At 62.0% G+C, this 25,418-nt stretch carries 29 protein-coding genes; 17 read left to right on the top strand and 12 right to left on the bottom strand.

Going from position 1 to position 25,418, the window contains the following annotated elements; genetic code table 11:
* Nucleotides 1-37 precede the first annotated feature (37 nt).
* Entirely contained in the window at nt 38-1,171 is a 1,134-nt protein-coding gene (locus tag AMK00_RS19690) for a D-alanyl-D-alanine carboxypeptidase family protein (protein WP_064805331.1), read from the top strand.
* Nucleotides 1,172-1,201: 30 nt separating this feature from the next.
* A complete protein-coding gene (locus tag AMK00_RS19685; protein ID WP_064811465.1) occupies nt 1,202-2,371 on the top strand; it encodes a CobW family GTP-binding protein in 1,170 nt (389 codons plus the stop codon).
* A 65-nt stretch (nt 2,372-2,436) separates the two neighbouring features.
* Here AMK00_RS19685 and AMK00_RS19680 read toward each other — a convergent pair whose 3' ends face one another.
* The 5 genes from AMK00_RS19680 to AMK00_RS32640 all read right to left on the bottom strand — a co-directional run bounded on the left by AMK00_RS19680 (nt 2,437) and on the right by AMK00_RS32640 (nt 6,244).
* A complete protein-coding gene (locus AMK00_RS19680) occupies nt 2,437-2,661 on the bottom strand; it encodes a sulfurtransferase TusA family protein (protein ID WP_064805327.1) in 225 nt (74 codons plus the stop codon).
* A gap of 5 nt (nt 2,662-2,666) precedes the next feature.
* On the bottom strand, nt 2,667-3,899 hold the full coding sequence (locus AMK00_RS19675; protein ID WP_064805326.1) for a L,D-transpeptidase family protein: 1,233 nt from the start codon (nt 3,897-3,899) through the stop codon (nt 2,667-2,669).
* 196 nt (nt 3,900-4,095) lie between these two features.
* On the bottom strand, nt 4,096-5,049 hold the full coding sequence (locus tag AMK00_RS19670) for an acetyl-CoA carboxylase carboxyltransferase subunit alpha (protein ID WP_011427025.1): 954 nt from the start codon (nt 5,047-5,049) through the stop codon (nt 4,096-4,098).
* Nucleotides 5,050-5,111: 62 nt separating this feature from the next.
* Nucleotides 5,112-6,062 carry a site-specific tyrosine recombinase XerD gene (xerD, locus tag AMK00_RS19665; protein WP_064811464.1) on the bottom strand — a complete coding sequence of 317 codons (951 nt, stop codon included), beginning with the start codon at nt 6,060-6,062 and terminating at the stop codon, nt 5,112-5,114.
* Nucleotides 6,063-6,067: 5 nt separating this feature from the next.
* Nucleotides 6,068-6,244 carry a hypothetical protein gene (locus AMK00_RS32640; protein ID WP_020922424.1) on the bottom strand — a complete coding sequence of 59 codons (177 nt, stop codon included), beginning with the start codon at nt 6,242-6,244 and terminating at the stop codon, nt 6,068-6,070.
* A 148-nt stretch (nt 6,245-6,392) separates the two neighbouring features.
* Between AMK00_RS32640 and AMK00_RS19660 the strand changes: the two genes are divergently transcribed.
* The 3 genes from AMK00_RS19660 to AMK00_RS19650 are packed head-to-tail and all read left to right on the top strand — an operon-like array spanning nt 6,393 to nt 9,420.
* Nucleotides 6,393-6,980 (top strand): shikimate kinase, encoded by a 588-nt coding sequence (locus tag AMK00_RS19660; protein WP_064811463.1) that lies wholly within the window; start codon nt 6,393-6,395, stop codon nt 6,978-6,980.
* The gene (gene aroB, locus AMK00_RS19655) at nt 6,977-8,110 is read left to right on the top strand and encodes a 3-dehydroquinate synthase (protein WP_064811462.1); all 1,134 of its coding nucleotides are present in this window, start codon (nt 6,977-6,979) and stop codon (nt 8,108-8,110) included. The genes AMK00_RS19660 and aroB overlap by 4 nt, the downstream gene beginning before the upstream one ends.
* Complete coding sequence (locus tag AMK00_RS19650) at nt 8,107-9,420, top strand: HlyC/CorC family transporter (protein ID WP_064811461.1); 1,314 nt, start codon at nt 8,107-8,109, stop codon at nt 9,418-9,420. Before aroB ends, AMK00_RS19650 begins: the two co-directional genes overlap by 4 nt.
* A gap of 44 nt (nt 9,421-9,464) precedes the next feature.
* Here AMK00_RS19650 and AMK00_RS19645 read toward each other — a convergent pair whose 3' ends face one another.
* The gene (locus tag AMK00_RS19645) at nt 9,465-9,749 is read right to left on the bottom strand and encodes a BolA family protein (protein ID WP_170961494.1); all 285 of its coding nucleotides are present in this window, start codon (nt 9,747-9,749) and stop codon (nt 9,465-9,467) included.
* Between the two features lie 102 nt (nt 9,750-9,851).
* Between AMK00_RS19645 and AMK00_RS19640 the strand changes: the two genes are divergently transcribed.
* The 5 genes from AMK00_RS19640 (at nt 9,852) to AMK00_RS19620 (ending at nt 15,361) form a co-directional block, all read left to right on the top strand.
* The gene (locus tag AMK00_RS19640; RefSeq protein WP_064805318.1) at nt 9,852-10,469 is read left to right on the top strand and encodes a J domain-containing protein; all 618 of its coding nucleotides are present in this window, start codon (nt 9,852-9,854) and stop codon (nt 10,467-10,469) included.
* Nucleotides 10,470-10,778: 309 nt separating this feature from the next.
* Nucleotides 10,779-11,771, top strand: a complete 993-nt coding sequence (gene cobS / locus AMK00_RS19635; protein WP_064805316.1) for a cobaltochelatase subunit CobS — start codon at nt 10,779-10,781, stop codon at nt 11,769-11,771.
* 13 nt (nt 11,772-11,784) lie between these two features.
* Nucleotides 11,785-13,686, top strand: coding sequence for a cobaltochelatase subunit CobT (gene cobT, locus AMK00_RS19630; RefSeq protein ID WP_064805314.1), 1,902 nt, complete (start codon nt 11,785-11,787; stop codon nt 13,684-13,686).
* A gap of 24 nt (nt 13,687-13,710) precedes the next feature.
* On the top strand, nt 13,711-14,736 hold the full coding sequence (locus tag AMK00_RS19625; protein ID WP_064811460.1) for an esterase-like activity of phytase family protein: 1,026 nt from the start codon (nt 13,711-13,713) through the stop codon (nt 14,734-14,736).
* A gap of 58 nt (nt 14,737-14,794) precedes the next feature.
* The gene (locus tag AMK00_RS19620) at nt 14,795-15,361 is read left to right on the top strand and encodes an ATP-binding protein (RefSeq protein ID WP_064805311.1); all 567 of its coding nucleotides are present in this window, start codon (nt 14,795-14,797) and stop codon (nt 15,359-15,361) included.
* Nucleotides 15,362-15,367: 6 nt separating this feature from the next.
* Here AMK00_RS19620 and AMK00_RS19615 read toward each other — a convergent pair whose 3' ends face one another.
* A complete protein-coding gene (locus tag AMK00_RS19615) occupies nt 15,368-16,003 on the bottom strand; it encodes a VUT family protein (protein ID WP_064805309.1) in 636 nt (211 codons plus the stop codon).
* Between the two features lie 108 nt (nt 16,004-16,111).
* Nucleotides 16,112-16,408 (bottom strand): 50S ribosomal protein L28, encoded by a 297-nt coding sequence (gene rpmB, locus AMK00_RS19610; protein ID WP_008527777.1) that lies wholly within the window; start codon nt 16,406-16,408, stop codon nt 16,112-16,114.
* Between the two features lie 240 nt (nt 16,409-16,648).
* Here rpmB and AMK00_RS19605 point away from each other — a divergent pair, with 240 nt between their 5' ends.
* Both AMK00_RS19605 and yddG read left to right on the top strand, forming a co-directional pair.
* Nucleotides 16,649-17,428, top strand: coding sequence for a DUF3108 domain-containing protein (locus AMK00_RS19605; protein WP_064805308.1), 780 nt, complete (start codon nt 16,649-16,651; stop codon nt 17,426-17,428).
* Nucleotides 17,429-17,458: 30 nt separating this feature from the next.
* Nucleotides 17,459-18,349 (top strand): aromatic amino acid exporter YddG, encoded by an 891-nt coding sequence (gene yddG / locus AMK00_RS19600; RefSeq protein ID WP_064811459.1) that lies wholly within the window; start codon nt 17,459-17,461, stop codon nt 18,347-18,349.
* A 3-nt stretch (nt 18,350-18,352) separates the two neighbouring features.
* On the opposite strand, the gene AMK00_RS19595 is transcribed toward yddG, so the two are convergent.
* Nucleotides 18,353-18,775 carry a cupin domain-containing protein gene (locus tag AMK00_RS19595; protein ID WP_064805304.1) on the bottom strand — a complete coding sequence of 141 codons (423 nt, stop codon included), beginning with the start codon at nt 18,773-18,775 and terminating at the stop codon, nt 18,353-18,355.
* Nucleotides 18,775-19,545, bottom strand: a complete 771-nt coding sequence (gene gloB / locus AMK00_RS19590; RefSeq protein WP_064811458.1) for a hydroxyacylglutathione hydrolase — start codon at nt 19,543-19,545, stop codon at nt 18,775-18,777. Before gloB ends, AMK00_RS19595 begins: the two co-directional genes overlap by 1 nt.
* A gap of 90 nt (nt 19,546-19,635) precedes the next feature.
* Between gloB and AMK00_RS19585 the strand changes: the two genes are divergently transcribed.
* The 4 genes from AMK00_RS19585 (at nt 19,636) to AMK00_RS19570 (ending at nt 22,949) form a co-directional block, all read left to right on the top strand.
* Nucleotides 19,636-20,376, top strand: a complete 741-nt coding sequence (locus AMK00_RS19585) for a class I SAM-dependent methyltransferase (RefSeq protein ID WP_064805300.1) — start codon at nt 19,636-19,638, stop codon at nt 20,374-20,376.
* Nucleotides 20,377-20,499: 123 nt separating this feature from the next.
* On the top strand, nt 20,500-21,597 hold the full coding sequence (gene hisC, locus AMK00_RS19580; protein WP_189637614.1) for a histidinol-phosphate transaminase: 1,098 nt from the start codon (nt 20,500-20,502) through the stop codon (nt 21,595-21,597).
* Entirely contained in the window at nt 21,594-22,520 is a 927-nt protein-coding gene (locus AMK00_RS19575; RefSeq protein WP_064811456.1) for a prephenate/arogenate dehydrogenase family protein, read from the top strand. Before hisC ends, AMK00_RS19575 begins: the two co-directional genes overlap by 4 nt.
* Before the next feature lie 9 nt (nt 22,521-22,529).
* On the top strand, nt 22,530-22,949 hold the full coding sequence (locus tag AMK00_RS19570; RefSeq protein WP_064811455.1) for a GNAT family N-acetyltransferase: 420 nt from the start codon (nt 22,530-22,532) through the stop codon (nt 22,947-22,949).
* Here AMK00_RS19570 and AMK00_RS19565 read toward each other — a convergent pair.
* A complete protein-coding gene (locus tag AMK00_RS19565) occupies nt 22,946-23,962 on the bottom strand; it encodes a DUF2125 domain-containing protein (RefSeq protein WP_064811454.1) in 1,017 nt (338 codons plus the stop codon). The two genes, AMK00_RS19570 and AMK00_RS19565, sit on opposite strands and share 4 nt — an antisense overlap.
* 49 nt (nt 23,963-24,011) lie before the next feature.
* On the opposite strand from AMK00_RS19565, the gene AMK00_RS19560 reads away from it, so the two are divergent.
* On the top strand, nt 24,012-24,542 hold the full coding sequence (locus AMK00_RS19560) for a gamma-glutamylcyclotransferase (RefSeq protein WP_064811776.1): 531 nt from the start codon (nt 24,012-24,014) through the stop codon (nt 24,540-24,542).
* Here the strand turns inward: AMK00_RS19560 and AMK00_RS19555 are convergent, their stop codons facing one another.
* Nucleotides 24,543-25,340 carry a lysophospholipid acyltransferase family protein gene (locus AMK00_RS19555; protein ID WP_064811453.1) on the bottom strand — a complete coding sequence of 266 codons (798 nt, stop codon included), beginning with the start codon at nt 25,338-25,340 and terminating at the stop codon, nt 24,543-24,545. It lies immediately after the preceding gene.
* Between the last annotated feature and the right edge of the window lie 78 nt (nt 25,341-25,418).

Genomic DNA, 25,418 nt, shown 5'->3' with positions numbered 1-25,418 from the left:
AGGTTGCGAGATTTTCCGGACATCTGAAGGACGAACCGTGTCGACGAGCCACTTCCGTTTGTTTGCCGCCATGCGGCCGTTTCGTTTCATGATTGCCGCGACTGCCGCTTTTGTCGCCTCCGTTTCGCTCGTTCAGGCCAATCCGCATATTCTCGTCGACGTGCAGACAGGCCGCGTCCTCGAACACGAAGAAGCCTTCCGCAAGTGGTATCCGGCCTCGCTCACCAAGCTGATGACCGTCTATACCGTCTTCGATGCGATCCGCGCCGGTCAGATCAGCCTCGATACGCCCATCGTCATGAGCAAACGCGCCGCCGCACAGCCAGCCGCCAAGATGTATTTCAAACCGGGCCAGAAGCTGACGCTCGACAGTGCGTTGAAGATCCTGATGGTGAAATCGGCCAACGATATCGCGGTTGCGGTCGCAGAAGCCGTCGGCGGTACGCAGGAAGGTTTCGTGACTCGGATGAACGGCGAGGCGCTGAAGCTCGGCATGACGGATTCGCATTTCGTCAATCCGAACGGCCTGCCCGGCAAAGGCCAATACACCACGGCGCGTGACCTGGCGGTGCTGACGGTGGCGTTGCGCCGCGATTTTCCGCAATATGCCGCCTATTTCGCGCTCGAGGGCTTCACCACCGGCCAGCAGAACGTGCCGAACCTCAACATGCTGATCGGCCGTTTCGCCGGCGCCGACGGCATGAAGACGGGTTTTATCTGCGCCTCGGGCTTCAACCAGATCGGTTCGGCGACGCGCAACGGCCGTACGCTTGTTTCCGTCGTGCTCGGCACGGACAGTCTCGCGGCGCGCGCCGATGCGACGGCGAACCTGTTGCAGAAGGGCTTTACGACGCAGTTTCCCGGAAACGAGACGCTCGGTTCGCTGAAGCCCTACGGGCCGGGACAAGACCAGGTGACCGACATTACCGCCGATATCTGCAGCGCCAAGGGCGCCAAGGTGCGCAGCGAAACGCGAGACGAGGTCGGCCGCATGAAGGTGCACTCGCCCTATATTCTGGAAATGGACCACGACCCGCAATTCGTCTTCGCCGGCCTCATTCCGGGGCAGGACCCGCAGCCGCCTCAGCAGCCGGAAAAGGTGGCGACCGGCGATACGGCTGGCGGCATCGCCAACGTCCCGGTGCCGCTGCCGCGCCCGACCGCGTTTTAAGACAAGATGGGCTTCTAAGGTAAGGCAGATATGAGCGCGTTCAACGACAGGATTCCGGTCACCATCCTGACCGGCTTTCTCGGCGCCGGCAAATCGACGCTGCTGAACCGCATCCTCAAAGACCCTGACATGAAGGATGCGGCTGTCATCATCAACGAATTCGGTGATGTCGGCATCGACCATCTGCTGGTCGAAAGTTCCGGCGATTCGATCATCGAATTGTCCGATGGCTGCCTCTGCTGCACCGTGCGCGGCGAGCTTGTCGACACGCTGGCGAACCTGATGGACGCCGTGCAGACGGGCCGCGTCAAGCCGGTGAAGCGCGTCGTCATCGAAACGACCGGCCTTGCCGATCCGGCGCCCGTCATGCAGGCGATCATGGGCAATCCCGTCATCGCCACGAATTTCGAACTCGACGGCGTCGTGACGGTCGTCGATGCGGTCAATGGGCTGCAGACGCTCGACAATCACGAGGAAGCGCGCAAGCAGGCGGCCGTTGCCGACCGGCTGATCGTCTCGAAGACATCGATGGCAGGCGCAACGGCCGGGCTGGAACAGCGCTTGCGGGCGCTCAATCCACGCGCGGCGATGATGGATGCCGACGGCATGGACGCCGGCAGCGCCGCGGTGCTGGTGAACGGGCTCTACGATCCGGCGACAAAGATCGCCGATGTCGGCCGCTGGCTGCAGGACGAGGATGCGCATGAGGCGCATCACCACAATCACGGCCACGATCATGATCACGATGGCGATCACCATCACCATGGCCACCGCCATGATCACAGCCATGCGGGTCAGGATCCGCACGGCGTCAATCGTCACGATGCCTCGATCCGGTCTTTCTCCATCGTCGAAGAGAAGCCGATCGATCCAATGGCGCTCGAAATGTTCATCGATCTCCTGCGCTCGGCCCATGGCGAGAAGCTGCTGCGGATGAAGGCGATCGTTTCGGTCTCCGATCGGCCGGAACGGCCGTTGGTGCTGCACGGCGTCCAGAGCATCTTCCATCCGCCGGTGCGGCTACCGGCGTGGCCGGATCCACAAGACCGTCGCACGCGCATGGTGCTGATCACCAAGGACCTGCCCGAGGCCTTCGTGAAGGATCTCTTTGACGCCTTCCTCGGCAAGCCGCGGATCGATACACCGGATCGTCAGGCGCTGTCCGACAACCCTCTCGCCATTCCGGGTTTGCGCATCTAAAGGCGCCGCATTGTGCTATCCGAAAATCGAGTCCGATTTTCAGGCCGATGCGCTGGCGACATGTTTCACCGCTTGCGGATCAGGAAGCGATGACCGCTCTCGGTCTTTTCCGTCTCGACCAGTTCGTGGCCGTCCTCATTGCAGAAATGCGGCATGTCGATCACCGCCATCGGATCGCTGGTATCGACGAGGATGAGCGTGCCGCTTGCCATGGCGGCAAGCTTCCGGCGTGTCTTCATCACGGGGAGTGGGCATTTCAAGCCGCGAAGATCGTAGAGAGCGGGGTTCAAGCCGTTCAGTTCCGCGCCCAGAACTTCCAGAACGGCTTCTTTGCCGCGGCTTCTGCCGTCTCCTGTGGTTCCGGCGCGGGCGCGGTATAGGCGAGCGGGTTCTGCATCGGCACCGGCACGACCGCAGGCGTCGCGGCGGCGACGGTCGTTGCCTGCGGCTGGGCCGGCGTTGCGGGTGTGGCGCCGGCCGCGGAGTTGGCGGTGAGGCTCTGCGTCGTGCGCTTGGCCATCAGGTCTTCCAGTTCGGCGACCTTGACCATGCGGCCGGCTTCGAGCGAGGTGCCGGTCGGCGCGAAGGCGAGTTCGCGGCCCTTGCGCGTCTTGGCGACGACGGCTTTGCGCTCGGCTTCGGACGGGTCGTACCAGGCCATGCCGTCATATTTGCTCATCGCCTTGGCGTAGTCGGCGTCATAGGTCTTGCCATAGGAGGCCAGGGCTGCCGCCAGTGCCGGCGGCGTCGACATGGCAGGGCATTTGCCGGCGGCATTGAAGGCGCCGCCATCGGTTGCCTGCTGGTTGAAGACATATTTCTTCTCACAGACGTTCACCTCGGGCGGGCGCTTCGTCACTTCGAAATTGTCGTAGCCGACCTTCAGCATCTTCCAGAAGTCGTTGTTCGGATCGAGACGATGCTTGACCATGTTTTCCGCCGTCATGCGGAACGGGAAGGCCTGCAGCTGCACCGTCGACTGGCCGCCCTTGAAGGCGTCGCGGGCGAACGCATAGATCTCCAGCACCTGCTGGTCGGTCATCGAATAGCAGCCGGAGGACGAGCAGGCGCCGTGGATCATCAGATCGGAGCCGGTGCGGCCGTTCACCGCGTCGTAGCGGTTCGGGAAGCCGGTGTTGATCGCCAGATAATATTTGGAATTGGGATTCAGGTTGGCGCGCGTCAGCTCGTAGAAGCCTTCCGGCGCCTGCCGATCGCCGGTCTTGACCTTCGGACCGAGGCGGCCGGACCAGGCGCAGATCTTGTAATCGGCGATCTTGTCGAAGCGGTTGTCGGTCTTCGCTTTCCATATCTCCATTGCACCTTCTTCCTTGAAGATGCGGATCATGATGGGCGAATTGCGGTCCATGCCCTTGGCGGCCATGGCGTTGAGGATATGGGGAGGGAGCGGCTGCTCGACCTTGTTCTTGACCTTGGAGAGATCGACCTGCGCCACTTCCAACGTGTCATTGCAGCCGGTCAGAGCCAGCGCCATGAGGGAAACATAGGCAAAATGACGTATGCGCATCCAAATTAGCCCATAAAGATAGTGCGACCCGGTCCGCCTATGGAGTTCGGGCACTGGAAGGAATCATAAGCGGTTTATACTTTATAAAACCTTACCAGCCTATGACGTGCCCCGAACATCCCCGCAAGCGCGAATGTTACAGATAATATCAATGTGGCCAAGATTTGGCCCCAATCGCTGAAAAGCGCAACTTGTCTTAGAGGTTGCGGCCCATATTGAGGAATTTCTGACGCCGCTCGTTGCGCAGCTGTTCGCCGGAACGCGATGCCATTTCGCCGAGCGCATTGGCGATTACATCGCCGGTTGCGGCTATCACGCTGTCGGGGTCGCGATGGGCGCCGCCGAGCGGCTCGGAAATGATGCCGTCGATGACGCCGAGCGATTTCAGGTCTTCGGCGGTGATCTTCATGTTGGTCGCCGCTTCCCGGGCGCGGGTCGAATCGCGCCAGAGGATGGAGGCCGCCCCTTCCGGCGAAATGACGCTGTAGATTGAATGCTCGAGCATATAGACCCTGTTGCCGGTGGCAATTGCGATCGCGCCGCCCGAGCCGCCTTCGCCAATGACGACGGAAACCAGGGGAACCTTGACGCCGAGGCACATTTCTGTCGAACGGGCGATCGCCTCGGCCTGGCCGCGCTCTTCGGCGCCGACGCCGGGATAGGCGCCGGCCGTATCCACCAGCGAAATGACAGGCAGGCCGAAACGGTCGGCCATCTCGAGGATGCGGATCGCCTTGCGGTAGCCTTCCGGGCGGGGGCTGCCGAAATTGTGTTTCAGGCGGGACTTGGTGTCATTGCCCTTTTCCTGGCCGATGACGGCGACGGGCTGACCGCGAAAGCGGGCAAGCCCCGCCTGGATCGCAGCGTCCTCGGAAAACTTGCGGTCGCCGGCAAGCGGCGTGAATTCCTGGAACAGCGTCTTGGCGTAATCGACGAAATGCGGGCGCTGTGGATGGCGGGCAACCTGCGTCTTCTGCCAGGCATTGAGCTTGGAATAGATTTCGACGATCGCTTCGCGGACGCGAACCTCCAGCCTGCCGATCTCATCGGTGGTGTCGATGCTCTCGTCTTCCGATGCGAGCTTCTTCAGCTCGATGATCTTGCCTTCGAGGTCGGAGATCGGCTTTTCGAAGTCGAGATAATTGTGCATGAGGTGCGTTTCCGTTCCTTGTGCCCGGGGCGTTTTCCTGGCTCCGCCCCTTGTCGCCGGTCCTATTCGTGCTTTTTCGCCTGTTTGGCAAGGGGGTGATGCGTCTGGACGAGCTGCTGCAGCCTCTCTTCAAGCACATGCGTGTAGATCTGTGTGGTCGAAATGTCCGAATGGCCGAGGAGTTCCTGCACGACGCGCAGGTCGGCGCCGTTGGCGAGCAGATGGCTGGCAAAGGCGTGACGCATCACGTGTGGCGAGATCAGCGACGGCGTCAGGCCGGCGCGGATCGCCAGGTTCTTGAGGTCGCGGGCGAAAACCTGACGCGGCAGATAGCCCTCCTTCGAGGCGGCCGGAAACAGCCAGGGGCTTTCCTGCGGCTCTTTGCCCGCGGCATTTTCCGCCGCCAGCAGCCGGCCGTAGGATTTCAGCGCCGCGATCGCCGAATGCGATAACGGCACCAGGCGCTCCTTGTTGCCCTTGCCGCGGATCATCAGGAAGCGGCCTTCCTGGTCAAGGACGCGGGCGGGAAGCGAGACGAGTTCGCTGACGCGCATGCCGGTGGCATAAAGCAGTTCCAGCAGCGCCAGCATGCGCAGGCGCTGCAACTGGCCCGGAGCCGGATCGTTGGCCTCGGTCTGCGCTTGGGACAGCAGGCGGCCGACCTCCTCGACCCCCATCGTCTTCGGCAGCGGACGCCCCTTCTTCGGCGCGTCGAGAACGCCTGTGGGGTCGTCGGTGCGCAGGCCCTCGGCATAGAGGAACTTGTAGAATTGCCGCATGGCGGCAAGCCGGCGTGCCTGCGAGGAGGGCTTGAAGCCCTGGCGCGCCAGCGAGGCGAGATAGGCGGCCAGGTCGGTGGAGGCGGCTTCGGTCAACCTTATGCGGCGGCCGTTCAGGAAAGCGCTGACATCGTCGAGGTCGCGCTGGTAGGATTGCAGGGTGTTGGCGGCAGCCCCACGTTCGGCGCTCATCATTTCCAGGAAGGATTCCACGTGGACGCGGCTTAGATCCATCTCACTCACTTCCCGGTCGTGTCGATCGTGCCCGTCGCCGGCGGGTTGACCCGCTCGGAGGGAATACGGATCGTCACGTCGCGCTGCTGCGGCTCGACGAAGGTCACGAGCGCCCACATCGCTCCGTAAACCGTCCCGGCGAGGATCGCGCAGAAGAACAGGAAACGGAACAGGGTCGGCATCCGGCAACTCCTTCATGCTCTGCTTCTGTTATAAGAAGCGTATTCGCAAGTGCAAGAAGCGCCATTCAAGCCATGATTCCCTTGTCCGCGACTTGACGCTCCACCTGCATTTGTCGATACGGTTTGCAAACAAAGTGTGAATGGACCGATGAGTGACCCACTGCTGACCGTTGCTGACAGCCTGAAAGACAGAGCTCGCGCCGCGCTCGGTTCACGCAATCTGGTTCTCGTCGGGCTGATGGGCGCCGGGAAATCCTCCGTCGGGCGCATCGTCGCCAGCCAACTCGGCATTCCCTTCATCGATAGCGATCATGAAATCGAGCGGGTGTCGCGCATGACGATCGCCGAACTTTTCGCAGCCTATGGCGAGGAAGAGTTCCGGGCGCTGGAAACGCGGGTGATGAAACGGCTCCTCAAGAGCGGACCACGCGTCGTCTCCACCGGCGGCGGCGCCTTCATCAACGACCGCACGCGCAGGCATATCAAGAAGGGCGGGCTTTCGATCTGGCTGAAGGCGGACCTCGACGTGCTTTGGGAGCGGGTCAACAAGCGTGACACGCGGCCACTGCTCAAGACCGAAAATCCGAAGCAGACCCTCGAAAGCCTGATGAACGCGCGTTACCCGATCTATGCGCAGGCAGACCTCACCGTACTCTCGCGTGATGTGCGCAAGGAAATCATGGCAGACGAGGTGCTGAAGGCCGTGGCCGAACAGAAAGAAAGTTCAGCATCATGAATGCGATAAGCTCCACCTCATCAGTCCAGACGGTACATGTGCCGCTCGGCGAGCGCGCCTACGACATCCTGATCGGACCGGGGCTGATTGCGCGGGCCGGCGCCGAGATCGCCTCACGTCTCAAGGGCCGCAAGGCGGCCATCATCACCGACGAAAATGTCGCTCCGCTCTATCTCGAGACCCTCGCCGCGAGCCTGGATGCGGCAGGCATCGTCTCGGCCGAGGTCGTGCTGCCGGCCGGCGAAAAGACGAAGAGCTTCGAACATCTCATTGATGTCTGCGACAAGGTGCTCGAAGCCCGGGTCGAACGCAACGACTGCGTGATCGCGCTCGGCGGCGGCGTCATCGGTGACCTTTCCGGCTTTGCGGCCGGCATCGTCCGCCGCGGCGTACGCTTCGTGCAGGTGCCGACTTCGCTGCTGGCGCAGGTCGATTCCTCTGTCGGCGGCAAGACCGGCATCAATTCCCCCCGCCATGGCAAGAATCTGATCGGCGTCTTCCATCAGCCGGACCTGGTCCTGGCCGATACGGATGTGCTGAATACACTGAGCGAGCGGGAATTCCGCGCCGGCTACGCCGAAGTCGCAAAGTATGGGCTGATCGACAAACCGGATTTCTTTGCCTGGCTGGAAGCGAACTGGAAGTCGGTGTTTACGGGCGGCTCCGCCCGCATAGAGGCCATCGCTGCCAGCTGCCAGGCGAAAGCCGATGTCGTCGTTGCCGACGAACGTGAGACCGGCCAGCGGGCGCTGCTCAATCTCGGCCACACGTTCGGCCATGCGCTGGAAGCGGCGACCGCCTATGACAGCCGCCGCCTGGTGCACGGCGAGGGTGTTGCGATCGGCATGGTGCTGGCGCATGAGTTTTCCGCACGCATGAATCTTGCGAGCCCCGACGATGCACGGCGCGTCGAGCGGCATCTGAAGGAGGTCGGCCTGCCGACCCGCATGGCCGAAATTCCGGGCGAGCTGCCGCCGGCCGAGGTGCTGATGGATGCGATCGCGCAGGACAAGAAGGTCAAGAACGGCAAGCTCACCTTCATCCTGACGCGCGGTATCGGCCAGTCCTTCGTCGCCGACGATGTTCCGGCATCCGAAGTGCTCAGCTTTCTCCGGGAAAAACATCCTTGACGACGATCGAAGGCGTTCTGACATTTGTCGCGGCCTATTGGCCGGAGATCCTTTCGATCACAGCGCTCGTGCTGACGTCCGCCTTCTTTTCCGGCTCGGAAACCGCGCTGACCGCCGTTTCGCGCAGTCGCATCCATACGCTGGAGGTCAACGGCGACGAGCGCGCCGGGCTCGTGCGCCAACTGATCGAGCGGCGCGACCGGCTGATCGGCGCGCTGCTGATCGGCAACAATCTCGCCAATATCCTGTCCTCCTCGATCGCCACCAGCCTGTTTCTCGGGCTGTTCGGCAGTTCCGGCGTGGCGCTGGCGACGCTGGCGATGACCGTTATCCTGGTCATTTTCGCGGAAGTGCTGCCGAAGAGCTGGGCGATCTCGACGCCCGACCGCTTCGCGCTTGCCGTCGCACTGCCGGCCAAGCTCTTCGTCACCGTCGTCGGCCCGGTTTCCTCCTTCGTCAATGCGATCGTTCGGCGGATCCTGGCGCTGTTCGGCATCAATCTCTCGCGGGAAATATCGATGCTGACGGCGCATGAGGAGCTGCGCGGGGCCGTCGACCTGCTGCATCGCGAGGGATCGGTGGTGAAGGCCGACCGCGACCGCCTCGGCGGCGTGCTCGACCTCGGCGAGCTGGAACTGTCTGATATCATGGTTCACCGCACCAAGATGCGGGCGATCAATGCCGACGATCCGCCGGAGGCGGTGGTGCGCGCCATTCTGGAAAGCCCTTATACGCGCATGCCGCTCTGGCGCGGCACGATCGACAACATCATCGGCGTCGTCCACGCCAAGGATCTGCTGCGCGCGCTTGCCGAGCCGCACATGGAGCCGCAGAACCTCGATATCGTCAAGATCGCGCAGAAGCCGTGGTTCGTGCCCGACAGCACCAACCTCGAAGATCAGCTCAATGCCTTCCTGCGCCGCAAGCAGCATTTCGCCGTCGTCGTCGACGAATATGGCGAGGTGCAGGGCATCGTCACGCTCGAGGATATTCTCGAGGAGATCGTCGGCGACATTTCCGATGAGCACGACATCGAGATTCAGGGTGTCCGCCAGGAAGCGGATGGTTCGGTCGTCGTCGACGGCGGCGTGCCGATCCGCGACCTGAACCGTGCGCTCGACTGGAACCTGCCCGACGAGGAGGCGACGACGATCGCCGGCCTCGTCATCCATGAATCGATGACCATCCCGGAAGAGCGCCAGGCCTTCACTTTTTACGGGAAACGTTTCGTCGTCATGAAGCGGGAGAAGAACCGCATCACCAGGCTGCGCATCCGTCCGGCCGGGGAAGACGGTGCCAAGCCGACCTGATCGGCTTGGCACGAAGGCAATCGGTTCCTATATGAGCTGCGGTCCTACCATCGCGTCGCCTCGCCGGGTGCCGCCGGTTCGACGGCCAGCGCATGCAGGCCGGCATCGAGTTCCGGTTTCAGCAGGTCGGTGATCGCCCGGTGGCGCGCCAGGCGGGAGAGGCCGGCAAATTTTGCCGAAACGATCCTCACCCGCATGTGGGTTTCGCCGGTGCCTGTGATGTCAGGCTGGTGGCCGGCATGCAGATGGCTTTCGTCGATGACGCTCAGACGTTCGGGCGCGAAGGCTTCGACAAGTTTTTCTTCGATGCGGGTCCGCAGGGTCATCATCCGGTCTTGCTGCTTGGCGAAAAGGGTTCCCACCAAGCCAGCAACATTCCCATTTGTCAATTCTTGTTGTCGCCTCGCGACAGCCTCATAATTAGCGCCGCCATGAGACTTGATTCCAAATATTTCGATCGCATCCGCACACGCCGCAAACGCGAGCAGGAGGCGGAGCAGGCACCGCCTACCTGCCAGTGGGACGGCTGCGACAAAAAAGGCTCGCATCGCGCTCCCGTGGGACGCAATGCGGAAGGCCAGTTCTTTTTGTTCTGCTTCGAGCACGTCAAGGAATACAACAAGGGCTATAATTATTTCTCCGGGCTTTCGGACGGCGAGATCGCGCGCTACCAGAAAGAGGCGATCACCGGCCATCGTCCGACATGGACCGTCGGCGTCAACAAGTCGGCCAAGGATAGTCCGCTGCATTCCGAGGTGCGCTCCGGCGCCTATACACGGGTTCGCGATCCCTTCGGCTTCGTCAAGGAAGGCGGCAAGGGCAGCGGCCCGCGCTTTCCCCAGACACGCAAGCTGAAATCGCTCGAAAGCAAAGCCTTCGACACGATGGGCCTCAACGCCAATGCGACGTCGGCAGAGATCAAGAGCCGCTACAAGGAACTGGTCAAGAAGCACCATCCGGATGCCAATGGCGGCGACCGCGGCTCGGAAGAGCGTTTCCGCGCCGTCATCCAGGCCTATCAATTGTTGAAGCAGAACGGTTTTTGTTAATTCCCGTCCTTGCTCTTGGGCTTCAATCGGGTATGGTCCAAATCGGCTGAGGCCGCAGGCAAACGCGGCTCCTATCTGCGTGTTTTCCCGACATCGCCTCGGCCGACCTTCCGGACGCGGCGTTTCTTGTCCGGGACTCTTTCAAGAATGCTCGCACGCGGTCATTATCCCGCCGAGGTTTCGTTTCAGTCCCGGAGAAGTATCGCCGACGTTCCGACCTGGACGGGCGCGGAATAAAATCGCGGCGTCACGGTTGCGACATGGCCTGAGACAGTTTGGCCGGGTGGCTTCACCCGCCTTGGAGACATGATGAGCAAGATCGACCTCGATATTTCAGAACTGCCCGATACCACCGTTTCGGTCCGCGAGACCTTCGGCATCGACTCCGACATCCGCGTTCCCGCCTACAGCAAGGGCGACGCCTATGTGCCGGATCTCGATCCCGACTACCTGTTCGACCGCGAGACGACACTCGCCATTCTCGCAGGCTTCGCGCATAACCGCCGCGTAATGATCTCCGGCTATCACGGCACGGGCAAATCCTCGCATATCGAGCAGGTGGCGGCGCGCATCAACTGGCCTTGCGTGCGCATCAACCTCGACAGCCATGTCAGCCGTATCGATCTCGTCGGCAAGGACGCGATCGTCGTCAAGGACGGGCTGCAGGTCACCGAATTCAAGGACGGCATCCTGCCCTGGGCCTATCAGCACAATGTCGCGCTCGTCTTCGATGAATATGATGCCGGCCGTCCCGACGTGATGTTCGTCATCCAGCGCGTGCTGGAATCGTCAGGCCGCCTGACGCTGCTCGATCAGAGCCGCGTCATCCGGCCGCACCCGGCCTTCCGCCTGTTTGCCACCGCCAATACGATCGGCCTCGGTGACACCACGGGCCTCTATCACGGCACGCAGCAGATCAACCAGGCGCAGATGGACCGCTGGTCGATCGTGACGACGCTGAACTACTTGCCGCATGATCACGAAGTGAACATCGTCGCCGCCAAGGTGAAGAGCTTCGGCAAGGACAGGGAAGGGCGCGAGATCGTCTCGAAAATGGTCCGCGTCGCCGATCTGACACGCGCCGCCTTCATGAACGGCGATCTTTCGACTGTCATGAGCCCGCGCACTGTTATTACCTGGGCCGAGAATGCCGAAATCTTCGGCGACCTCGCCTTTGCCTTCCGCGTCACCTTCCTCAACAAGTGCGACGAGCTGGAGCGCCCGCTGGTCGCCGAGCACTATCAGCGCGCCTTCGGCGTCGAGCTGAAGGAAAGTGCTGCCAACATCGTCCTCGGAGCCTGAGGCCCGACCGATCATGGCAGCTCGCGGTGACAATTCGAAAGCAAAACCCGGCGCACCGGTCGACGTCGAGCCGTTGCGCCGGGCGATATCCGGTTGCGTCCGCTCGATCGCCGGCGACGGCGATGTCGAGGTGACCTTCGCCAATGAACGGCCTGGAATGACCGGCGAGCGCATCCGTCTGCCGGAGCTTTCCAAACGGCCGACGGCGCATGAGCTGGCGGTCACCCGCGGGCTCGGTGATTCCATGGCGTTGCGCCTGGCCTGCCATGACGAGAAGATGCATACGACGATGGCGCCGCAGGGCTCGGACGCCCGGGCGATCTTCGATGCGGTCGAGCAGGCGCGTGTCGAATCGATCGGGACACTGCGCATGGAGGGCGTGGCGGCGAACCTGCGCTCCATGACGGAAGAGAAATATTCCAAGGCGAATTTCACCGGCATCGAGCGCCAGGAAGACGCGCCGATCGGCGAAGCCGTCGCCATGATGGTGCGCGAGAAGCTGACCGGCCAACGCCCGCCGGCCTCGGCCGGCAAGGTGCTCGATCTCTGGCGCGGTTTCATCGAAGACAAGGCGGGGGCTGAACTCGGCAACCTGTCCGGCGCGATCAACGACCAGCAGGCCTTCGCCAAGGTCGTCCGCAACATGCTGTCGGCCATGGAAATGGCCGAGGAATACGGCGACGACGACAGCGAAGCCGACAATGACGATCAGTCGGAGCAGGAAGACCAGCCGAGCGGCGATGAGCAGGACCAGGACGAGGTCGACGAGGATGCCGGCACCGACGCCGCGCCCGTCGAGGACAGTGAAGTCTCCGACGAGCAGATGGAGGACGGCGAGACCGAAGGCGCCGAAATCTCCGACGACGACATGATGGAAGAGGGTGAGGACGATTCGGAAACGCCGGGCGAGACCCGCCGTCCGAACACGCCTTTTGCCGATTTCAACGAGAAGGTCGATTATCACGTCTATACCGAAGAGTTCGACGAGATCATCACCGCCGAGGAGCTCTGCGATGCCGCCGAGCTGGAGCGCCTGCGTGCCTTTCTCGACAAGCAGCTGGCGCATCTGCAGGGCGCGGTCGGGCGTCTCGCAAACCGGCTGCAGCGCCGCCTGATGGCGCAGCAAAACCGCTCCTGGGATTTCGATCTGGAAGAGGGCTATCTCGATACGGCCCGGCTGCAGCGCATCATCATCGATCCGATGCAGCCGCTCTCCTTCAAGATGGAGCGCGACACACAGTTCCGCGACACGGTCGTCACCCTGCTCATCGACAATTCCGGCTCCATGCGCGGCCGGCCGATCACGGTTGCCGCCACTTGCGCCGATATTCTTGCCCGCACGCTGGAACGCTGCGGCGTCAAGGTCGAGATTCTCGGCTTTACGACCAAGGCCTGGAAGGGCGGGCAGGCGCGTGAGACCTGGCTTGCCGGCGGCAAGCCGCAGACGCCGGGTCGTCTCAACGACCTGCGTCACATCATCTACAAATCGGCCGACGCGCCGTGGCGGCGCGCACGCGCCAATCTCGGGTTGATGATGCGCGAAGGCCTGCTCAAGGAAAATATCGACGGCGAGGCGCTGATCTGGGCGCATAACCGCCTGCTCGCCCGCCGCGAGCAGCGCCGCATTCTGATGATGATCTCGGACGGCGCGCCGGTCGACGATTCGACGCTGTCGGTCAATCCGGGCAATTATCTCGAGCGGCATCTGCGCGCCGTCATCGAGCAGATCGAGACGCGCTCGCCTGTCGAATTGCTGGCGATCGGCATCGGTCACGACGTGACGCGCTACTATCGCCGCGCCGTGACGATCGTCGATGCGGACGAGTTGGCCGGGGCGATGACCGAACAGCTTGCCTCACTCTTCGAAGATCAATCCGCCCAGCCGCGCGGCGGCCGGCTACGCCGTGCCGGCTGACGCTCCTGGAAGGAAACACGTGGAATGATGGTCAAGCGCCTCTGCCGTGCGGCATCGGTCTTGCTCTGCCTGGCAGGGGGCGCTTCCGCGGCGATGGCCGGCGACGAAATACCCGTCATTGGCCGACAAATTACCGATTTCAGGATCGGATCGTCGGAGACGACGTTCGGATCGCTGGAATTTCTCGGCGGGCTGGAGATGGTTTCCAGCCGCGCGCTGTTCGGCTCTCTTTCCTCCATCCGTTTCCGGCAGGACCAGAAGCACTTCATCGTCGTCCTCGACACCGGCCAGTGGCTGACCGGCAGCATCGAGCGCGATGCCAAGGGCAGGCTTTCGGGCCTTTCTCAGGTCGAGATCAACCCGATGAAGAACCGCGCCGGCCGCAGCCTCGAGGGCAAGGGCTATATGGATGCCGAGGGCTTGGCGCTCGACGGCGACCGTATTCTGGTCTCTTTCGAGCAAAATCATCGCGTCGATGCCTATCCCGATCCCGGCTTTGCCGCATCGCGCGCGATCGCGACCCTGCCGATCCTCATCCCACGCAAGATGCTGAGCGACAATCGCGGTATCGAAACCATAGCCGTGGCGCCCGCCTCCAGTCCATTGAAGAGCGGCGTGATCATCGTCTCCGAGCGCGGTCTCGACAGCGGGGGCAACCGGATGGCGGCCATTCTCAGCGGCCCGCTGAAAGGGCTGTTCTCGATCAAACGCGACGGCAGCTTCGACGTGACCGACGGTGCCTTCCTGCCGGACGGCGACCTGTTGCTCCTGGAGCGGCGGTTCAATATGGCCGAAGGCATAGGCATGCGCCTTCGGCGCATCAAAGGCGCCGATATCCGGCCGGGGGCGATCGTCGACGGCGAATTGCTGATCGAGGGTAATTTCAACTCGCAGATCGACAATATGGAAGGGCTTGACGTGTTCCAGGCCGCCGACGGCACGGTCCATGTCATTATGGTGTCGGACGACAACCACTCGATCCTGCAGCGCAATCTGATGCTGGAATTCCGGCTCTCCGATCGCCACGTGCTCAGCGCGGCGTCGGATTGACGTCACATGCCTCGGCTATCCCATTGTCGCATCGAGAGCAGCTTTCGGAGGGACAGTCATGGTGCATATTCATATCATGGGTGCCTCCGGTTCCGGTACAACATCGCTCGGCTATACGCTTGCCGAACGGCTTGATATCGCTCATCTCGATACCGACGATTTCTTTTGGCTGCCGACCGACCCGCCATTCACGACCCCGCGGGACGCCGACGAACGCATACGGCTGCTTCTTGCCGAAGCGGCACGGCATGACGGCTGGATCCTCTCCGGATCGGCGCTGAAATGGGCGAGGCAGGTCGAGCCGTTCTATGATCTGATCGTGTTCCTCAGGATCGAGCCGGAGCTGCGGATGGCGCGGATCCGTGCGCGCGAGATCGCCCGCTACGGAGACAGGATCGGGCCTGGGGGCGATATGGAAATCAAAAGCGGGGAATTCATGGAATGGGCGGCAAGTTACGACACGGCCGGTCCGGAACGCCGCAGTCTTGCGGCGCATGAGCAATGGTTGGAAACGCAGACGGCCCCGGTCCTGCGGCTCGATTCGTCACGAGAGATCGATGATCTGGTTGCAGAGGTTTTGCTGCATCCGGCCATCGCCGCCGGCGCGGTCCGACAGCGTCGTTGAAAGGCTTTAGCTGACGCGTGCGGGCTGCATCGGCCGCAGCACGTTCATGAGCGCGCCATAGGGCAGCAGCATGACGAGGCCGACGATCATCTTGACGGCGAAATCGCCGATCGCCCAGGAAATCCAGCGCGGGGCCTCGGCGGCAAAGATGCCGAGGACAGGAGCTGCTTCGAGCGCAAAGGGCTCGTTCGGGCCGAGGAAGACGAAAAATGCGGCAAAGGACAGCGAGAAGAACATCACCGTGTCGAGCGCCGAGCCGATCAGCGAGCCGATGAGCGGCGCGCGCCACCAAGCCTGGCGGCGAAGGCGGTTGAAGACGGCGATATCGAGCAGCTGGCCGGCGAGATAGGCCGAGCCGGAGGCGATGGCGATGCGCGGCACCGAGGTGAAGAAGGACAGTGTCACGCCGACGACGAAGCCGGCAAAAACAACCTTGCGGGCTGCCTGCGGGCCGAACTGGCGGTTGGTCAGATCGGTAATCAGGAAGGCGACCGGATAGGAGAAGGCGCCCCAGGTCAGGATGTCGGCCAGGTTGACGCCGCCGACTTCAACGTTCAGCGGAAACTGGACCAGGAAGTTGGAGGCGACGACGACAAGCGTCATCAGTGCGACATAGGCAATGGTGTAGCGCGTCTTCAGCATTTTTTTATCCTGGGTGATGCCACCAGTTGGAGTGCTCTGGCAAAGCAAAAGGCTTGTCCGGTGTTATCCGTCAAGCCTTTCGAAGCCGTATGAAAGAAGGGCAGAAGCTTACGCAGCAGCGGCTTCGGCAGTCTTCTTGACGATCTGACGGCGCAGCAGGCGCGCGCGCATCGACAGTTCGTTTTCGCTTGCCTTGATCAGGAAGGCATCGAGGCCGCCACGATGTTCGACGGAGCGAAGAGCCGCAGCCGAAACGCGAAGACGATAACGCTGGTTGAGAGCGTCGGAGATCAGCGTTACCTGGCACAGGTTCGGCAGGAACCGGCGCTTGGTCTTGTTGTTGGCATGGCTGACATTGTTACCAGTCAGGACGGCCTTGCCGGTCAATTCGCACACGCGGGACATGGAACACCTATTCTTGTTTTTCTCGGGCCATCGAATTGACATCCCCGGCAAAGCCGGGCGCGCAATCCAACAGGCATGATTGGAAAGTTGCGGTTCTATAGTCAGAGAGGCTGCGCGCGTCAAGCCAAACCTTGGCCTTTCCCGCAATTCTGTCAAAAAGCTGCTGTTTTCTTCCCTTTGCGGCAGGAGTATAGAGCGCTCGGCAGGGCTGCCGGCGCGCGGCAAGACAAGGCTTCACTCATGGCTCACTCGGGCAGACGCATTTTCATTTCGGCTATCGCCGCACTCCTTGCCATACCGGCATCGGCGGCCGAAATCCAGCATCAGACAGTATACCGGGTGACGCTTGCCGGCCTGCCGATCGCGCGCGCGGCGTTTCTGACGCAGATCGAGGATGATCACTCTTATAAGATCGCGGGCGATATCAAATCCGCCGGCCTTGCCGATCTCATCAAGACAATCTCGGCAAAGACCAGCGTCACCGGCGTCGTCCGTAATGACCGGCTGCAGGCGCTGAAATATTCGCTCTATTACAAGAGCGGCAAGAAGGCCCGCGTCTACGAGGTCAGTTACCGCAACGGCAACATCATCTCGGCGACGACGACACCGCCGCCGAAGCGCCCGAAGAACTGGATCGACGTCACCCCGGGCGACATGCGTTCGGTGCTCGATCCGATCTCCGGCCTTGTTTTCACCGGGGATACCAAGGTCTGTGCACAGACGCTGCCGATCTTCGACGGCGAGACGCGCATGGATCTGGTGCTTTCGCCGAAAGGCGACGAGGATTTTTCGACCGACGGCTTCAAGGGCAAGGCGGTCGTCTGCGGCGTGCGTTTCGTGCCGCGCTCCGGCTACAAAAAGGGCCGCAAGGACATCGACTATCTCAGCAAGAGCGACCGCATGGAAATCTGGTTTGCCAAGTCGGAGGCGGCCAATGTATACGCTCCGGTCTATGTGCGCATTCCCACAGAATATGGAATGGTGACGATCACCGCCGTCAAATATGGCAGCGTCGGCTGACGGAGCTTTCGCCTCCGTGAAGGGGGACAGGTGAAGCTTCGTGCGACGGTAGTCGGTTTTACAGCTATTCTGATGTGGTCGTTCCTGGCACTATTGACGGCCGGCTCCGGCAAGATGCCGCCCTTCCAGCTTTCGGCCGTCTGCTTTGCGATCGGCAGCATTCCGGGTCTCGTCATGCTTGTCCTCAACCCGGCGCGGCTGGGGCTGCTGAAGCAGCCTGCCCGGGTCTGGATCACCGGTATTGCGGGTCTCTTCGGCTATCACTTCCTCTATTTTACCGCGCTCAGGAGTGCGCCTGCGGTGGAGGCAGGGCTGATCTCCTATCTATGGCCGCTTCTGATCGTCGTTGGCTCGGCGCTGCTGCCGGGAGAGCGGTTGCGCTGGTATCACGTGGCGGGCGCGCTTGCGGGGCTTTGCGGAACCTTCCTGATTGTCGGCCGCAATGGCATCGATTTCGATGGAGCTTACGCAGTCGGTTATGGCGCTGCCTTCCTCTGCGCCTTCACATGGTCGGGCTATTCCCTGCTGACACGGCGTTTCGAGGCTGTCTCCACAGATGTCGTCACCGGCTTCTGCCTTGCGACCTCCATCCTGTCCTTCTTCAGCCATCTCGGCCTGGAGGCGACTGTCTGGCCGGAAACCGGCGTCGAATGGGTGTCCGTCGTCGGGCTCGGCCTCTTCCCGGTCGGGGCGGCCTTCTATGCCTGGGACTACGGCGTCAAGAATGGCGATATCCAGATTCTCGGCGCAGCAAGTTATGCCGCGCCGCTGCTTTCGACGCTCATCTTGACGCTGTTCGGATTTGCCGAGCCGAGCTGGCGCATTGCTCTCGCCTGCCTGCTCGTCACCGGTGGAGCGGTGCTCGCCGCCCAGGACATGTTCCGCCGCAAAAGCCAGGTACAGCCCGCGGCCGCAGAGTAAGTCTCAGCCGCCGGGTTTCCAATCCGCCGGCGCCATCTCGAAGCTCGAAAATTCGAAACCGGGCGAGACAGTGCAGCCGACCAGGGTGAAATCGCCGAGCGGCTCGGCCGATTGCCACCAATTGGCGGGAATGATTGCCTGCGGCCGCTCGCCGGCAGGAAGGTTGGTTCCGAGCGTCAGTGTCTCGCTTGCCATCCCGTCCTGCGAGCGGTGCAGCGCCAGCGGCGCACCGGCATAATAATGCCAGACCTCGGCCGCGTCATGGACCCGATGCCAGTGCGAACGCTGTCCCTTTGTCAGCAGATAATAGATCGCCGTCGAATGACCGCGCGCTCCACCCGCCGTGTCGCGGAATGTCTGCACGTACCAGCCGCCTTCGGGATGCGGCTGCATGCCGAGCTCGCGAATGATCCCTTCAGGCGACATCAAAAGTTGTCCTTGCGCTTGCGGATCTCGGCAAAGACCTCCTCATTCGTCTTGCCTTCCATGAGCAGATTGCGGCGGATCGCGGGATCGGCGGCACGCAGAAACGGATTGGTTTCCTTTTCCAGTCCGAGCGTCGTCGGGATGGTGAATTTGCCTTCGGCGCGCAGGGCTTCGATTTCGGCGGCGCGGCTCTTCAGGCGCTCATTGTCGGGATCGACAGTCAGTGCGAAGCGGGCGTTAGACAATGTATATTCGTGGCCGAAATAGACGGCGGTCTCGTCCGGCAGCACGGCGAGCTTCTGCAGGGAATGCCACATGTCGGCGGCGGGGCGTTCGAACAGGCGGCCGCAACCGAGCGCAAACAGCGTGTCGGCGGCAAAAAGCAGCTTATCGTCGACGAAGTGATAGCAGATGTGACCGGCGGTGTGACCGGGAGTCTCAATGACCTTGACCGTGTGATCGCCGAAAAGGAAGCTGTCGCCATCGGCCATCGTCCGGTCGAGACCAGGAATGGCGATGGCCTCGTTGATCGGACCGATGATCTCGCAGCCGAACTGCTCCTTCAGCGCCAGGTTGGCGGCGACGTGATCGGTGTGGTGATGCGTGGTGAAGATGTGGGTGATCTTCCAGCCGCGCCGTGTTGCCGCTTCCAGAATCGGCGCCTCCTCCGGCGCATCGATCGCCGCGGTAAATCCTGTCTCCGGGTCGTGCACGAGCACGCCGAAATTGTCGGTGCGGCAGAGAAAAATGTCTAATTCCAAAGGTTTCATCTTCAAACAATCCCTTGTCCCACGACTCTCGCGGGAATGTAGAGAGTCCGGCCTTGAAGTCCAACCGCCCGCTGATAACATTTATCGCAAATGCACGCCGATATCGTCGACCTACGTCAGTTCTATCACTCCGACCTCGGGCGTCTTGCCGAGCAGTCGATCGCCATGGCGCTTTCGTCGCTCTGGGTGCGCCTGCCGCAGGAGCGTCTCGTCGGGCTCGGTTATGCCGTGCCTTTCCTCGATCGCTTCCAGGCCGATACCGAACGCACCTTCGCCTTCATGCCGGCTGGACAGGGCGCGGTGAACTGGCCGATGGGCTCGCTGTCGTCGACGACGCTTATCTTCGATGAGGAACTGCCGCTGCCGGATTCCTCGATCGACCGGGTGCTGATGGTGCATTCACTCGAGTTCGCGGAAAGCCCGCGCGAGACGCTGAAGGAGCTCTGGCGGGTGCTGGCGCCGGGCGGGCGGCTTGTTATCGTGGTGCCGAACCGGCGCGGAGTCTGGGCCCGCATGGAACACACCCCCTTCGGTTCGGGCCGGCCCTATTCCCGGGGCCAGCTGACGCATTTGCTGCGCGAGACCAACTTCACGCCGGGTGCGACCGCCGAAGCGTTGTTCTTTCCGCCCTCGAAGCTCAGGACCATCCTGCGCCTTCGCCGCGCCTTCGAGCGGATCGGCCGCACCTTATGGCCGGCGTTTTCGGGTGTCATCATCGTCGAGGCGCAGAAGCGGCTCTATCAGGGGTTGCCGGTCGCCGCCCGTGCCTCCCGCCGCGTCTTCGTGCCCGTTCTCGCGCCGCACGGCGTACCGACAACACGCAACAGCTGAATAGCAGAATGATATTCTCCTTCTGCTTGTGTCACGCCCATGCCTCTCGACAACAATCACATTCCGCTTTAATGCCACTTGGTCATTTTCCGGAAAATCCAAGGTCGACCCATGAGCGTTGAGATGAGCAAGCCCGTTCCGCGTCCCGGTATTCTCGATATCGCATCCTATGTGCCGGGCAAGGAACACGCGCCGGGTGTTGCCCGCGTCTACAAGCTTTCCTCCAACGAAACGCCGCTCGGCGCCAGCCCGAAGGCGATCGCCGCCGTCAAGGCAGCTGCCGACAATCTGGGACGTTATCCCGACGGGCAGGCAATTGAACTGCGCGAGGCGATCGCCGCTGTGCATGGCCTCAATCCGGCAAACATCCTCTGCGGCAATGGTTCCGACGAGCTGCTCGGCCTGCTCTGCCATGTCTATCTGGGCGCCGGCGACGAAGGCATCATCACCGAGCATGGCTTCCTGGTCTACAAGATCCAGATCATGGGCACGGGTGCCACGCCCGTCGTCGTCAAGGAGAAGGACTATACCGTCGACGTCGATGCGATCCTGGCAGCGGTGACGGAAAGGACGAAGATCGTCTTCATCGCCAATCCAGGCAACCCCACCGGTACATATGTTCCGGTCAGCGAAATCCGCCGTCTGCAGGCCGGCCTGCCGAAACACGTCGTGCTTGTGCTCGATGCGGCTTATGCCGAATATGTGCGCCGCAACGATTATGAAGCCGGCATCGAGGTTGTATCGTCCAGTTCCAACGTGGTGATGACCCGCACTTTTTCGAAGGCCTACGGTCTTGCGGCTCTGCGCGTGGGCTGGATGTATGCGCCCGCGGAGATCGTCGACGCCGTGAACCGTGTCCGCGCTCCGTTCAACCTGAATGCGGCCGCGATTGCCGCCGGTGCCGCGGCCATCCGCGACCAGGCCTTCGTCCAGCAGGCCGTCTCTTTCAACCAGATGTGGGTGGAGACGCTCACCGAGGCCCTCGAAGCGATCGGGCTGAAAGTGACGCCCTCCGTCGCCAATTTTGTGCTCATTCATTTTCCTGACGTCGACGGCAGGCGCGCGGCCGATGCCGACGAGCTCCTGACGAGCCGCGGCTACATCCTGCGCGCCGTGCGCAGCTACGGCTTTTCCAATGCGCTGCGGATGAGCATCGGTCCTGAAGAGGCCAATCGCGGCGTCATCGCCACGCTGCGTGAGTTCATGGGACGGCAGGCATGAGCGTGCTGTTCGATCGCATCGCGCTGATCGGCATCGGGCTGATCGGCTCTTCGCTTGCTCACGATATCCGGCGGCTCGGGCTTACCAAAGAGATCGTCGTCGCAACGCGCAGTGCCGATACGCTGAAGCGCGCCGAAGAGCTCGGCCTCGGCGACCGTTATACGACCTCTTCGGCCGATGCTGTTCGAGATGCCGACCTCATCATCGTTTCGGTTCCGGTCGGCGCTTCGGAAAGCGTGGCGAAGGAAATCGCCGGCAGCCTGAAGCCGGGGGCAATCGTCACCGATGTTGGTTCCACCAAAGCATCGGTGATCGCGCAAATGCAGCCGCATATGCCCGACCACGTGCATTTCATCCCCGGTCATCCGCTGGCCGGCACGGAAAAATCCGGCCCGGATGCCGGTTTCCCCGGCCTCTTCGAAGGTCGCTGGTGCATCTTCACGCCCGTTCCGGGAACCGACGAGACGGCGCTGAAGCGGCTGCGCAGCTTCTGGGAAGCGCTCGGATCCAAGGTCGACGAGATGGATGCGGAGCATCACGACAAGGTGCTCGCGATCGTTTCGCACCTGCCGCATATCATTGCCTACAACATCGTCGGCACCGCCGACGATCTGGAGACGGTGACGGAGTCCGAGGTCATCAAATATTCGGCCTCCGGCTTTCGCGATTTCACCCGACTTGCCGCTTCCGACCCGACGATGTGGCGCGACGTCTGCCTGCACAATCGCGATGCGATCCTCGAAATGCTGGCGCGCTTCTCAGAAGATCTCGCTTATCTGCAGCGCGCGATCCGCTGGGGTGAAGGCGACAAGATTTTCGAACTCTTCACCCGCACGCGCGCCATCCGTCGCTCGATTATCCAGGCTGGCCAGGATGTTGACGCGCCCGATTTCGGCCGCCCCCACCCGCTTGATAAGAAGTAGACTCTCGCGATGGTGGAGGTGGCGAGCGCAAGTCAGGCGGATATCGACTGGCTGGCTCGCGAGGATGCCGGTGCCGGCAAGGCGTGGGTATCGCGATGCGTGGCGCTTGGCGAATACCTGATTGCCAGGGAGTCCGGCGAGATCGTCGGCTTCCTGCGCTTCTCCCGCTTCTGGGGCAGGGTTCCCTATATGGAGATGATCCGCGTTCTGCCCGGCAATCGCCGGTCGGGCGTCGGCACCGCACTGTTTCTCGCCTGGGAAGCGGCCATGCGTGGCGATGGCGCCCGGCTGCTGATGACGTCGATCGAATGCGACGAGAGCCGGCCGCAGGACTGGCATCGCCGCAACGGATTTACCGAAACGGGCGCGATCGAGTTGCTTGGCCTGCAATCGGTGCCTGAGGTGTTCTTCACCAAACGGATTGATTAGATCGGCGGGATCTGACCGAGCGGAATGAAGCCGCCGACGGTGGCATTGCCGCGGTCGACGACGAGATCGACCGAGACCTTGTCTCTGCCGCCGGCCAGCGCCTTCAACATCTTCGTCGCCGTGTTGATGGTCGAGGCAATATCCGGGAAGGCCTGTTTCAGGCTATCGCCCCAGGGGCCGAGTCGTTCGATTTCCAGCTTGAATTTTCCGGAGAGGAAGCCTTGCTCGTCGAAGGAAAAGGGGCCGGTGAGCGTCATCACCTTACCGTCGCCGATGTCGGCGACGATGCGACGCAGTTCGCCGGCAGAACCATTGAGGCCGTTCGGGTCGCTGCCGTCAATCAGGCCGGCTTTGCCGGCGATCGTGAGATCGATACTGGCGGAGAGTTTCGGGAAGAGTTGCGGCCAGTCCTTGATCGCGGTGTTCGCATCCTGCACCGAGATTGCGCCGTCGAGATCGGCGCCGTTCTGGCGCAGGTGAATTTCGGTGCGAGCCGCATCGAAGCTGATGGTCTGACCGGTATAGGAGGAGACTGCCGTCGCCTTAAGACCCTTGATGACGGTGGAGCTGTGATCAACGCCCTGCAGCTTGGTCGTCAGGCTCGCCTGCAGATTCGTCCACTGAGCCGAAACCGAAAGGCCGTTTGTGGTGCGGATTTCGGCCGGCGAATCGAGCTCCCAGACGATATGGCTCGGCGCATAGACCTGCGCGGCGGAGCGCAATGCGCCGAAGGTGGCGGAGACGCCGTTGACATTGTCGTCGACATCGACCTTGGAGCAAAACAGACCGATGCGGAAGGGATAGCCGCGGAATTCGATATCGGAGCATTCGCCGGTGACGCCTGCCTGATCGCGCGGCGCGATTGCTTTCAACACCGTCGTTTTCAAAGCCGATGCGGCATAGAACCAGCCGCCGGTATAAAGGGCGATCACCAGGAGGATGCCTCCGCCCAGCAACCAGAATTTCTTGCTGTTGCCGGTTTGGCTGCTGCCGGATCGGCTTGACGCTGCCATGATGTTCTCCAATGGTGAATCGCAAAGTGATTCCGGTCTGGCGTGCGATATGGACGAATTTTGGGTGTTTGGCTACGGCTCGCTTATGTGGAATCCGGGCTTCGAGTTCCTGGAGCGGGCAGAAGCTCTGGTGCATGGTTACCGGCGTTCGCTGTGCGTCCGATCCTTCGTTCATCGCGGCACGCGCGACAATCCGGGCCTGGTTCTCGGCCTCGACAGGGGTGGAGCATGCCGCGGCATGGCGTTCCGTATTTCGGCGCACAAATGGGACGAGGTGATCGAATATCTCCGTGCCCGCGAACTCGTCACCAATGTCTATCTGGAGCGCCGGGTTCGGCTGCAGTTTGCCGGCGGTCGCCGAACGGAAGCGGTTACCTACATCGCTGATCGCGACCACGAGCAATATGCCGGTACGCTCGATGCGCTTGCGGCCGCGCGGGTTGTGAACGAGGCCAGAGGACAGTCAGGCCCGAACGATGCCTATGTCTTCAACACGCTTGAGCACCTGAAACAGATGGGCATTCGCGACCCATGGCTGGAGCAGGTCGGCAACGAGGTGGAGCGGCTGCGGGCCGGCTGATCAGGCCGTCGCCGCCGTCACTTTGCGCAACTCGGTCAGCCGAGCGACCGCTGTTGGCGGCAACGGCAGATGCGGATTACGGTCGACGGTGTCGATGAGGAGCTCGTCGCTTGCCCGTTCCGTGACCTCGATCAGATGAGCGAAGAAGGCATCGGGATCCATTCCCGGCATGATCGGCGGCAGGATCCTGACCTTGAAATGGCCGGGATAGCGGCGGACGCTCCGCCGCGGCCAGAAGAGGCCGGGATGCATGGCAACCGGCACGACGGGAATGCCAAGATCGCGGTACATGCGGGCGATGCCGTATTTATAGACCGGCTCCGCCCCCGGCGGGCGGCGGGTGCCCTCAGGATAGATGATCAGCTGACGGCCGGTCGAAAGCTCTTCCTTGGTGCGTTTCAGCACTTCTACCATCACCTTGCCGCGGGCGCCGCGGTCGACCGGGATCATGCGCTGCTTCTTCGCATACCAGCCAAAGAGCGGAATCCACATCAGCTCGCGCTTCAGGATGTAGACCGGATCCTTGAGATTGGGCAGCAGCGCATAGGTGTCCCAGAAGGACTGGTGCTTCGGCGCCAGGATAAAACTGCCCTCAGGCAGGTTCTCCAGCCCCTCGATCTCGAAGGTCGTGCCGACGATCATGCGCATCAGCCAATGGTTGGAGCGCGCCCAATTCTTCGGAATCGCATAGGCCGTCAGCCGCGGCACCACGAAATAATAGGGCGAGAGCACGATCATCCGGATGATGAGATTGGCGTAGAAGATCGTGTTGAAGAGGACGGAACGCAGGGCGATCATAAAATTATCCCGAGGCAGGCTCATGCGACCGGCCTACACGATATTGCCGGTCATAAAAAGCGTTTGATGCGGCCTCGA

The sequence above is a fragment of the Rhizobium sp. N621 genome (genome assembly GCF_001664325.1).
GTDB classification, from domain to species: domain Bacteria; phylum Pseudomonadota; class Alphaproteobacteria; order Rhizobiales; family Rhizobiaceae; genus Rhizobium; species Rhizobium esperanzae.
Note: the sequence above shows the minus strand (reverse complement) of the source record. Positions and strands in the feature narration are given on the sequence as shown.